General features: G+C 67.8%; 3 protein-coding genes. All 3 read left to right on the plus strand.

Annotation, left to right across the window (positions count from 1 at the left end; all coding sequences use genetic code 11):
- Positions 1-438: 438 nt before the first annotated feature.
- Entirely contained in the window at positions 439-3,585 is a 3,147-nt protein-coding gene (gene drmD / locus FHX40_RS09055) for a DISARM system SNF2-like helicase DrmD (RefSeq protein WP_142259194.1), read from the plus strand.
- A 32-nt stretch (positions 3,586-3,617) separates the two neighbouring features.
- Complete coding sequence (locus tag FHX40_RS09060; RefSeq protein WP_229789127.1) at positions 3,618-7,796, plus strand: Eco57I restriction-modification methylase domain-containing protein; 4,179 nt, start codon at positions 3,618-3,620, stop codon at positions 7,794-7,796.
- Positions 7,797-7,908: 112 nt separating this feature from the next.
- A complete protein-coding gene (locus tag FHX40_RS09065) occupies positions 7,909-11,862 on the plus strand; it encodes a helicase-related protein (protein ID WP_142259195.1) in 3,954 nt (1,317 codons plus the stop codon).
- Positions 11,863-11,864 lie beyond the last annotated feature (2 nt).

An 11,864-nucleotide genomic window follows, 5' to 3' on the forward strand; every position in this document is an offset into this window, starting at 1 on the left:
GTAGGAGGTGCGGATGCAGCTGCGGCGAGCATAGCGAAGAGTGCAAGATGAGACAATTGTGAACTCCTGCCACACAGGTGATGTATGCCGGAATAGGGCGTGAATATGCTCAGTGGTCCGCTAGTGCGCTTTGTGGTCGAGGTGGACGGGATGGGATGTCTCTGCGGTGGTGCCCGATGTTGCCGTCCGCCGACGGCGGAGGGCGTCCGGGGATGTTGATACGGCTAGCGTGTGAATTAACTGCACAAATGATTGACCGCTAGACAGCGTGCACCGAAATAGCGTAAGGTCCCCCGCAGCGCTGACGTTTCGCGTGCCGTGCGCGCGCTCGCGTCAGCGCCCGAAGGGCTGTCCTTGCACCGGTCCACTGTGCCCTCTGACGGCCGACCCAGGCAACGCCGTCCGGGGGCAAGCGGCTGTGACGGATGGGGTGAACTCGTGCCGAGTGCGACATCGGATAAGCCGGATATCGGCAACCTGGTGGTAGTTCGCGGCCAGCGCTGGGTGGTCGGCGACGTCGATCCCGCCGAAGGCAACACCATCGTCACGCTGCAGAGCGTGGAGGACGGCCGGTACGGCGAGTCGCTCACCGTGGTGTGGGAGATCGAGCCGGGCCGCGAGGTGCTCCCCAGCGGCTCGCTGCCCGAGGTCACCCCGAACGGGTTCGACCGGCCGGAACGGCTCGCCGCGTTCCTCGACGCCATCCGCTGGTCGGCGGTCGCCTCGGCGGACGTGCGGACCCTCCAGGCCCCGTTCCGCTCCGGCGTCGCCGTCGAGGACTACCAGCTCGAACCGGTCGCCCGCGCCGTCGACTCGCCGCGCGTCAACCTGCTGCTCGCCGACGACGTCGGCCTCGGCAAGACGATCGAGGCGGGCCTCGTCGCCCTCGAGCTCATGCTGCGCCAGCGCGGCCGCCGCATCATGATCGTCTGCCCGGCCGGGCTGACGATCAAGTGGAAGGACGAGATGGCCGAGAAGTTCGGCCTCGACTTCACCATCATCGACACCGACCGCTGCGCCAAGGTCCGCCGCGCGTACGGCAGCGCCGCCAACCCGTTCGAGATCTACCCGCTGACCATCGTCAGCCTGCCGTGGCTGCGCGGCCAGAAGGCCCAGCGGCTGCTCGCCGAGGTCCTCCCGCCCGACGGCCCGACGTACCCGCGTACCTTCGACCTGCTCATCCTCGACGAGGCCCACCACATCGCCCCGGCCGCGCCCAAGCAGGCGTACGCGGTCGACTCCCAGCAGACCAAGCTGATCCGCCGGCTGGCCCCGCACTTCACCCACCGGCTTTTCCTGTCGGCGACCCCGCACAACGGCTACAACGAGTCGTTCACCGCCCTGCTGGAGATCCTCGACGACCAGCGGTTCGCCCGCGGCGTGCAGCCGTCGCGCAGCGCGGTGAGCGAGACGGTGGTCCGCCGCCTCAAGACCCAGATCCTCGAGAACGGCCGGCCCAAGTTCCCCAAGCGGGTCGCCAAGGAGATCCCGGTCGAGTACCCGCCGGACGAGCGCGAGGTGCACGACCTGCTCAAGCAGTTCGCCGCGCTGCGCCGCAAGCGCCTCACCAAGGCCCGCGGGCGCAAGGCCGCCGACCTCGTCACGCTGCTGCTGAAGAAGCGGCTGTTCTCCAGCCCCGCCGCGTTCGCACGCACCGTCGACGTCTACCTCGGCACGATCGAGCAGAAGGTCGAGAACTTTACCGACAGCGACGACGTCCCCGAGTGGCTGGAGGACTTCGTCGACGACGTCGCCGACTACGACGACGAGGGCATGGCGAACGCCGAGGACGACGCGGTCGTCCAGGCCCACCCGCTGCAGGGCGGCGCCACGCCCGAGGAGGCGGAGCTGCTCAAGCGGATGTGGGAGTGGGCCGAGCGGCGCAAGGTACGGCCCGACGCGAAGGCCGCCGAGCTCATCACGTACCTCAAGGCGGTCTGCCTGCCGGACGGCAAGAACTGGACAAACGAGCGGGTGGTGGTCTTCACCGAGTACAAGGACACCCTCGACTGGCTGGAGACCCTGCTCCGCCAGGAGGGCCTCGGCGGCGACCGCGTGGCCACCATGCACGGCGGCAAGAGCGCCGACGAGCGCGAGCAGGTACGGCTCGCCTTCCAGAAGGCCCCCGACGAGCACCCGGTGCGCATCCTGCTCGCCACCGACGCCGCCGGCGAGGGCATCGACCTGCAGCGGTACTGCCACCGGCTGGTCAACTACGACATCCCGTTCAACCCGAACAAGCTGGAGCAGCGCATCGGCCGCATCGACCGGTACGGCCAGCGGCAGACCCCCGAGGTGCGGCACTTCGTCGGCGTGTTCAAGGGGGAGCACGTCGACACCTACGAGGCCGACCTGGAGTTCCTCGCCCGCGTGGCGCGGAAGGTCGCCCAGCAGGAGAAGGACCTCGGCCCGGTGAACGCGGTCATCTCCGAGCGCGTGCAGCGGCGCATGCTCGGCGAGAACGTGTCGATCGACAACGTCGAGGCCGAGACGCCCGAGGAGAACCTGCCGCTCGAGCACGACGTGCCCGAGCAGGTGCGCCGGCTCCGGGAACGGATCGACAGGACCGTCGACGAGCTCGGCATCACGCCCGCGAACGTCAAGCGGGTGGTCGACACCGCGCTCGAGCTGGCCCGGCAGCAGCCGCTGCGGCCGTACGTGGACGAGCGCCACCACGCCGAGGGCCTGTGGGAGGTCCCGGTGCTCACCGGGTCGTGGGAGCGCGGCACCGAAGGGCTGCTGGAGAAGTTCAACCCCGACAAGAACGAGACACCGCGCCGCAGGCCCATCACCTTCGACCCGGCGGCGACCAAGGACCCCGAGGGCCGGGTCCGGGACGATGTGGTGCTCGCCCACCTCAACCACCCGCTGGTCGCCATGTCCACCGGGCTGCTGCGCGCCGCGGTGTCGAACAAGGAGATCGGCCTCAACCGGGTCACCGCGGTGGTCAGCGACCACCCCAAGCTGGAGACCACGCTCGTCGGCGCGTACTCCCGGTTCGTCCTCGTCGGCGGCGACGGCGTCCTGCTGCACGAGGAGGTCCTGTACGCCGGCGGCTGGCTGCGCGAACGGCACCCCGGCTTCGCCCGCGTCGAGACCCTCGGCACACTCCGCGACATCCTCGGCCACGCTCTCTCCGGGTGCGTCCCCGCCTCGCCGCGCGTGCAGACCTGGCTCGCCGAGGACGCCTGGCCGCGCGCCCGCAAGGGCCTGCTCGACGCCGTCAACGCACGCGCCGCCGAACGGCAGGACTCGCTGATGAGCCTGCTGGAGAAGCGGAAGGAGGCGGAGCGGAAGCGGATCCGCTCCAACATCGAGGAGTTCCGGCGCACCCTGGAGGCCAAGCTCGCCGAGGACACCGAGGACGACGGCGCCCTCATCAAGCGGTCCGAGCTCAAGGACCCGCGCGAGCTCGCCCAGTACCAGCGGGACCGCCAGTCCTGGCAGGACCGCCTCGACCGGCTCGAATCCGATCTCGAGCGTGAGCTCGAGGTGATCGAACGACGCTACAGCGACCCGCGGCCGCACCTGTTCCCGGTGGCGCTCATCTTCGTCGTGCCCCGGCACGAGGCGGCGTACCGATGATCCAGCGGCAGACAGGACGAAGGGTAGGGGCAGTGAAGCACCGCAAGCCGCACGACACCGGCCGCGAGCACCTCGACTGGCTCGCCCTGGTCGACGTCTCCGGCCCGTTCCTCAGCCTTCCTGTGCTGCGCAAGACCTGGCCCGCGCTCGACGGGCTCACCAAGGAGCAGCGCTCCCGGCTGCGCGCCGAGCACGGTGCCTGGCAGCGCGGCGGCGACGTCGGCGACTGGATCAGGTACGTCCTGCGCGACCTGCTCGGCTGGGGCGACGCCCTGCACACCGACGGGCTCGACATCTTCAAGGTGGACGTGCCCGAGCACGACACGACCCTCGTCCCCGGCTTCGTGCTCGTCGAGCCGGGCAAGGCCGTCGCGCCCGAGGCCACCCGGCTCATCGGCCTGGTCTGCGAGGGCGACCCGGTCCGCCGGGTGAAGGGCTCCGAATGGTCCGCCACCCCGGCCGACCGCGTGGCCCACCTGTGCCGCAGCCACAACGTGCCGCTCGGCCTCGCCACCGACGGCCGCCGCTGGGCCCTGGTCTGGGCACCGCGCGGCGGCGTCACCACCACCGCGGTGTTCGACGCCATCACCTGGAACGAGGCCGCCGACCTCACCGTGGTGCGCGCCTTCGTATCGCTGCTGCGCCGCGAACGCTTCTTCGCGGTCACCGACGACCAGACCCTGCCCGCGCTGCTGGAGGCGAGCAAGGACAACCAGGAGCTCATCACCGAACGGCTCGGCGTGCAGGTCCGCCAGGCCGTGGAACTGCTCGTCGCCGCCATCGGCCGCGCCGAGGCCGCCGAGATCGAACGCGACGGCCGCGGGTTGCCCAAGGACGTCAAGCCGGAGGACGTCTACCGGGGCGCGGTCGCCGTGATGATGCGGATCGTGTTCCTGCTGTTCGCCGAGGAGCGCAACCTGCTGCCCGCCGACAACGACCTCTATGTACAGGCGTACTCGGCGAGCCGGCTGTGCGAGGAGCTGGAGGCGCGGGCGAACGCCGGCAGCGAGAACGAACTGGAGAACACCTACGAGGCGTGGCACCGCCTGCTCGCCCTCTTCAACGCCGTGTACTACGGCATCGACCACCCGCGCCTGAAGATGCACGCCCACGGCGGCTCGCTCTTCGACCCGGAGGCGCACCCCTGGCTGCCGCTGTCGATCGACGACCGGACCGTGCTGCACATGCTCCGCGCGGTGCAGTACGTGTGGATGAGCGCGGGCCGGCAGCGCACCAACCGCAGCCTCAACGTCCCCGACTTCGAGAGCCGGGACACGGCGAAGAAGGGCGAGCGCCGCAAGCTCAGCTTCCGCTCCCTCGACGTCGAGCAGATCGGCTACGTGTACGAGGGCCTGCTCGCCTTCGAGGCCAAGCGCGCCGATGACGTCGTGGTCGGCCTGGTCGGCACCGAGGGCCTAGAGGAGGAGGTGTACCTCAGCGAGCTGGAAGAGCTCGCTGGCCCGGACCTCGCAGCCAGGCTGGCAGAGAAGTACGGCGAATCCGGCATCGGCAGCCCCTCCGCCTTGGAGAAGGCCCTCGCGCCGATGGACCCGGCCGAGACCGAGAAGGCCCGCGGCAAGCTGCTCGCTGTCACCAAGGGTGACGCGGACCTCGCCGACCGGCTGCTGCCGTTCTATTGCATTATCCGGGCCGACCTGCGCGGCCTTCCCATGGTCATCCTTCCTGGCGCGCTGTATGTCACCGAGTCGCGGCTGCGGAAGAACACCGGCACTCACTACACGCCGCGGAAGCTTGCCGAAGAGGTCGCCACAGGCGCATTGGAACCGCTCGTCTATAAGATCGGCCCGCTACAGACAGCCGACCGCTCCAAATGGGTGCCGAAATCCTCGAAGGAAATACTAGAACTGAAGGTGGCGGACATCGCCATGGGCTCGGCCGCCTTCCTCGTCGCCGCTGCCCGATACCTAGGTGACCGCCTTATCGAGGCTTGGTCACGCGAGGGCAACGAGGCCGCCACCGTTTCCCTTAGGAACAGGTTGGAACAGACCACTGATTCCGACGCGGACCCCGTGCTAATCGAGGCGAGAAGAAAGGTCATCGAAAACTGTCTTTATGGCGCCGACATCAACCCGATGGCTGTCGAGATGGCCAAGCTCTCCCTTTGGCTCGTCTCGATGGACCCGAACCGGCCCTTCACCTTCCTGGACGACCGTCTGGTCGCTGGCGATTCCCTGCTCGGTATCACCTCGATCGAGCAGCTGGAGTACATGCACCTCGACCCCAGGCGCGGGCGCAAGCTCTACGAGGGCGCGGCGTTGGACTTCACCAAGGACGTCAGATCGCTGCTTGCTCAGGCAGCGACTCGCCGTCGGTCACTTATTGAAATCGGAGGGGACGGCGATTCGCTGACGGTACAGGCCAAGAAGCGAAGTGTACTCGGGCAAATCGAGGTGGACACCGCACAGGCACGACTGTTCGCCGACCTCCTCGTGGGAGCTTCGCTGGCCCATGCGGTCGAGCAGGCCCGGTTGAGGCGTGAGTACCCCGTTCCCGGGCCGCAGCGGCGGGCGAAGGCACGTGGCTTCGATGCTGCTTCGCTTAAGGCGTCCGCATTGGTCAGCGCAGTGGTACGGCGAGAGCCCGGAAGCTTGGTCAAGGAACGCGAGCAGCGCAACGAGTGGCTGGCGACCGATCGTGTTCCAGGTACCTTCGACCGACAGCCGATTCACTGGCCGCTAGTGTTCCCAGAGGTCTTCGACCAGGGCCAAAAACAGCGCGCAAATGGTCCCGGCTTCGATGCAATCATCGGCAATCCACCATTCTTGGGTGGCTCGAAGATAAGCGGGGTCAACGGGTCGGCGTATCGTGATTACCTTGTATCCGCTGTTGCCGAAGGGAAAAAGGGTAATGCTGACCTTGTCGCATATTTCCTGCTTCGTGCCTATTCTATGTTGAATTCCGGAGGGCAGGTCGGGATTATTGCGACTAATACTCTTGCGCAAGGTGATACCCGCGAAGTAGGGCTCGAGCGACTTGTCGCTAAAGGGGCGACAATAAGAAAAGCCATTAAGAGTAGGCCATGGCCTTCTGCGAGCGCCACCCTTGAATATTGTGCGGTCTGGCTCAGTAGACGCAGCCTGGGGGAAGATGCGGAACGAGTCTTGGATGACGTCGTTGTCTCGCAGATCATGCCTGATCTTGATGCTGGATCATGGATCATGAGAGCTCCTAAGCGACTGAGCTCCAGTGCGGGTATTGCTATTTATGGGACATATGTTCTGGGGCTTGGTTTCACGATGGAGCCTGCACAGGCCAGAGCCCTCCTCGAGGAGGATGAGCGGAATCGGGAGGTGCTTTTCCCTTATCTCAATGGGCAAGACTTGAACTCGCGACCCGATTGCTCCGCCAGTCGATGGATCGTAAACTTTTGGGATTGGCCTGAGTCGAAGGCGCAGTCCTACGATTCTTGTTACAATCATGTTTTGCGCTTGGTCAGGCCTGAGCGGATGAAGAATAGTGATCGTCAGGTGCGAGAGCGCTGGTGGCAATATAAGCGCCCGACAATCGATCTATATCGTGCGATCGCTAACTTCAAAAGGGTCATCGTCATCGCTCGAGTTAGCAGCGTCGTGATGCCGGTAATGGTGCCTACCGGGCAGGTTTTTAGTGAAACGGTTGTCGTGTTCGCCACCGATGACACGGCGATGTTGGCCTTGCTGTCGAGCGCACCGCACTACTGGTGGGTCCTGACCCGTTCGTCAACTCTGGAAACGCGCGTTCGCTACACGCCGTCGGACGTGTTTGAGACTCTGCCGTTGCCCGAGCTGACCGATGAGATGCGCGAGCTTGGGAAGCGGCTAGACACTTTTCGACGCGACCTCATGTCGTCTCGGAAAGCCGGTCTAACCACGACCTACAACATGGTCAACGACCCTCGGAACGTCGATGACGACATCGCGGAGCTGCGGCGTATCCACATGGCGATCGATGAGGCTGTCTGCCGTGCGTATGGCTGGGACGACTTGATTCCCGAGCTTGACCACGGCCACTATCCGGTGGGCCGGGAGATGCGGTTCACCGTGGGGCCCTACGCCCAGCGGGAGATGGTGGACCTGCTGCTGGAGCTCAACCATAAGAGGTACGAGGAGGAAGTGGAACAAGGGCTTCACGACAAGCATGGAAAGTGGGTGGTGCACCCAAAAGAGGGGATGCAGCCCGCTGTGTCTGATGAGCAGCAACTGCTGTGGTGAGCGAACACGCCCTGGCATGGCGACGAAAGATGGTGGCGTACGTGTGACCGGCCACGTCGATACGGAGCCGGTCCGGTGCAGTGGGCGTTAGGAGAAGGGAGCAGCTGGCTCGATGATCAACGAGCAGGATGACCTGCTCCCGGAGCTGGGAAATCGGCAGCAGGCGTTGGAACTGACAGTGCAGAAGACGACGACTCCCGAGGACAGGCGGCGGGCGCTCATCCAGAGCCTGGGCCTGCCACAGGATTTCGAGGAGGCCACCTCCTACCAGGTACGGGATGAATTCGAGGAGATCGTCCGTCGTGACCTGCTAGGACCTTGGGGTGGCGATCTGGAGCAGTTCCCGCCTAGGGCGATGGGGCCCCGGGAACGGTACCTGGTCGGCATGCTCGGCCCGAAGCACACCCCGAAGCCGTCCCTCGAGGCGGCTGCGGATATGCCGGACACCGAGTCCGGGGTGTCCGGGGATGGCCATGAGGACGAGCTGGGCGAGGTGATGACGCCACAGAACCTCGGTCGGATCTGGGCCTCCTCGATGGGGCTGGCGTTCGCGGTCAAGGCCGACGTGCACGCGGTCGCCGTCACGGCCTCTTGGGGCCGCTACACCAAGGCCCGTGTGGAGCGGGACGACGGCAAGACGGTGAGCGTCTGGGCTCGCGAGCCGGTCCGCGTGGACAAGGAGATCCGGCTCGATGGCGAGCCCTCGTACCGCGTCTCGCTTACCGGCGGCGACAACGGCGTCCTGCTCGCAGTGGCCGTACGTCCGCAGCAGGACGGCCGGCGGGTGGTCGAGCTCACGCTGATCAACGCGCAGCCCGAGCCGGAGACCAACCCGGACACCGCCTGGCTGTTCCAGTCCGAGCTCGTCGTTCGCGCTCTCGACGGCAATAGCGCGATCTTCCTGCCGATCGACGACCCGCTCGACGACACCGAGTGGGAGGGCGTCGATCTCGAGGAGAAGCACCTACGGCTGCTGTACCGCAACGAGCGCCGCTACGCCAACGGCCGCAACGTCGCCGTCCACGCCTCGGTGCGCGAGGGCGAGCGCCTCGCCCACGAACTGCGCACCACCTGGATCCCCGTCTACGAGGTGCCCGCCACCGTGGCCGCGAGCGAAGGGCTCGCCGGCGTCGAGCTGTCCATGGACGTCCTCGCCGAGGCCACCCCGGAGCGGCTGAAGGCCGGGCTCGCCCCGCTCGCCGACGGGTACGCGGCCTGGCTCGACCGGCAGCGTGACCGCATCCCCGAGCTGCCCGTCCCGCTGCGCGACACCGCGGAGAAGGCCGTGCACGCCGCCCGCGAGGTGGCCGAACGCATCCGTGCGGGCATCACCCTGCTCACCGACCCGGCCCAGCCCCGCCACGAGGAGGCCCTGCGGGCGTTCCGGTTCGCCAACCGGGCGATGGCCCTGCAACGGAAGCACACCACCGCGGCGCGGCTGCGCGAGGAGTACGGCTGGGACTACCGCCTGGCCATCGACAAGGTGGAGAAGCAGGGCCCGAAGGCCGCGTCGTGGCGGCCGTTCCAGCTCGCGTTCGTGCTGCTCAACCTTCCGGCGCTCACCCACCCGGGACACCCGGAGCGCGCCCCGGATCGTTCCGGCCTGGTGGACCTGCTGTTCTTCCCCACCGGTGGCGGCAAGACCGAGGCGTACCTCGGCCTCACCGCGTACACCCTCGCCATCCGCCGCCTCCAGGGCGTGATCGGCGACGGCGCCGACAGGCGCGACGGTCGGGCCGGTGTCGCCGTGCTCATGCGCTACACGCTGCGGCTGCTCACCGCCCAGCAGTTCCAGCGGGCCGCCGCGCTCATCTGCGCCGCCGAGGTGCTGCGCCGCGAGGACCCGGAGACCTGGGGGCGCGAGCCGTTCCGCATCGGCCTGTGGGTCGGCGGCGGCATGTCGCCCAACTGGTTCGAGGAGGCCTACGAGCAGATCAAGGAGGCCCGGGAGGCGGGCGACGGCAAGCGCACCAACGTGCTGCAGACGCTGAGCTGCCCGTGGTGCGGCGAACGCCTGCAGGGCCACCAGAATCTCCACCCCGACGAGGACCTCCGCCGGGTCTTCCTCTACTGCCCGCGCGGCGAGGGGGACGACCCCTGCCCGTTCTCGAAGCGCGGCGAGGAGGCGACGCTGCGCCCGTGGCTGGAGAGGATCGCCGCCGAGGCGGCCCCGTCCGCCCGCAGCGACGCGGAGCGCGCCGAGCTGATCGCGTCCCGGACGCGGGCGCTGCTCGCGGTGAGCCGCGAAGGGCTGCCGATCCTCACCGTCGACGAGGAGATCTACCGGTACGCGCCCGGCCTGGTGATCGCCACCGTGGACAAGCTGGCCCAGCTCCCCTGGAAGGGGTTCGCCGGCATCCTGTTCGGCCGGGTCACCCGGCGCTGCCCCCGCCACGGCTACCGGCACGACGATCTCGACGAGCACACCGGCTGCGCCGAACGGCACCATGCCAAGGGCGACCTCGAGGCGGTGAAGTACAGCGAGCCCGTGGTCCGGCTCCGCCCGCCGGACCTCATCATCCAGGACGAGCTCCACCTCATCTCCGGCGCGCTCGGCACCACGGTCGGCCTCTTCGAGGCGGCGGTCGCCGAGCTGTGCACCTGGCGGCTTCCCGACGGCACCGAGACCGGACCGAAGATCGTCGCGTCGACGGCGACGACCAAGCAGGCCGCACAGCAGGTGCTCGGCGTGTTCGGTAAAAACCTCGCGGTCTTCCCGCCGCAGGTGATCGACGTCGGCGACACGTTCTTCTCCCGGCAGGTCCCGGTCTCCCCGGAACACCCCGGCCGCCGCTACCTGGGGCTGTGCGCGCACGGCGTGCGGCTCAAGTCGGCCGAGATCCGGCTCGCCGAGATCCTGCTGCTCGCCGGGCAGACGCTGTTCGACAAGTACGGCGAGCCCGCCGACCCGTACATGACGGTGGTCGGCTACTTCAACGCGACCCGCGAGCTCGCCGGCATGCGCCGGTACGTCGACGACGACGTGACCACCCGGGTGCGCAGCCACGGCACCCGCAAGGGCCTGTCGAACCGGATCACCTCCGACTCAGGCATGCTGAACGTGCAGGAGCTCACCTCGCGGATCTCCTCCGGCGACATCAGCGACGTGCTGCGGCGGCTTGAGCATGGATTCGACCCCGACCTCGACACCACGCCGCGCCGTAAGCAGATCGCCGCCGAGTGGGCCGACGTCTACAAGGTGAAGGACGCCAGTAAGCGCCGCAAGGCGCATCCGCTCGCCGAGCGATGGCGCGCCCGCCTCCAGGACAACGCGGTACCCGTCGACGTCGCGCTCGCCACCTCGATGCTCCAGGTCGGCGTCGACGTGCCCCGCTTCGGCCTGATGATGGTCGTCGGCCAGCCGAAGAACACCGCCGAGTACATCCAGGCGTCGTCGCGGGTCGGCCGCGACCCCAGGCGGCCCGGCCTGGTGGTCACCCTCTACAACTGGTCCCGGCCCCGCGACCTGGCGCACTACGAGGACTTCGAGCACTACCACGCCACCTTCTACCGGCAGGTCGAGGCGCTGTCGGTCACCCCGTTCACCCGGCGGGCGCTCGACCGCGGCGCGACCGCCACGTACGTGGCGGCGGTGCGCAACGCGTACGAGGAGTTCTCCCGCAACGTCGACGCCCACGACGTGCCGCTCGACGACGACCGGGTGAAGCGGATCGAGGATCGGTTCCTCGACCGGGCCCAGGCGATCGGCGAGGAGCGGGCCAGGGGCTACCTGGAGGAGCGCCTCAAGGTCATCCGGGATCTGTGGAGCGAGAAGAGGACCGGTTCCACCCGGCTCGGCTACCGCGACGGCACCTTCAAGAAGCAGCCCCTGGTGGGCCTGCTCCACCCGGCCGGCGACGGCAAGTGGGGCGACCTCACCGTCGGCCAGTCGATGCGCGAGACCGAGAACGAGATCAACCTGCTGCTCCCCGGCGGCGGCCAGATCTTCACCCCGCTGTACGGCGCGCCGTCGTGGACGATGTCCCCGTTGGACGCCACGTCCGCCTCGCCGGACGTCCCCGAGGGTGACGAGCTGGGCGAGTCCGCGCTGAACAGGAGGCGCTAACG

Source organism: Thermopolyspora flexuosa (assembly GCF_006716785.1).
Lineage (GTDB): Bacteria > Actinomycetota > Actinomycetes > Streptosporangiales > Streptosporangiaceae > Thermopolyspora > Thermopolyspora flexuosa.

Coding starts and splice junctions, on each gene's coding strand:
- FHX40_RS09065 (WP_142259195.1), top strand. CDS start 7,909: ATGATCAACGAGCAGGATGACCTGCTCCCGGAGCTGGGAAATCGGCAG.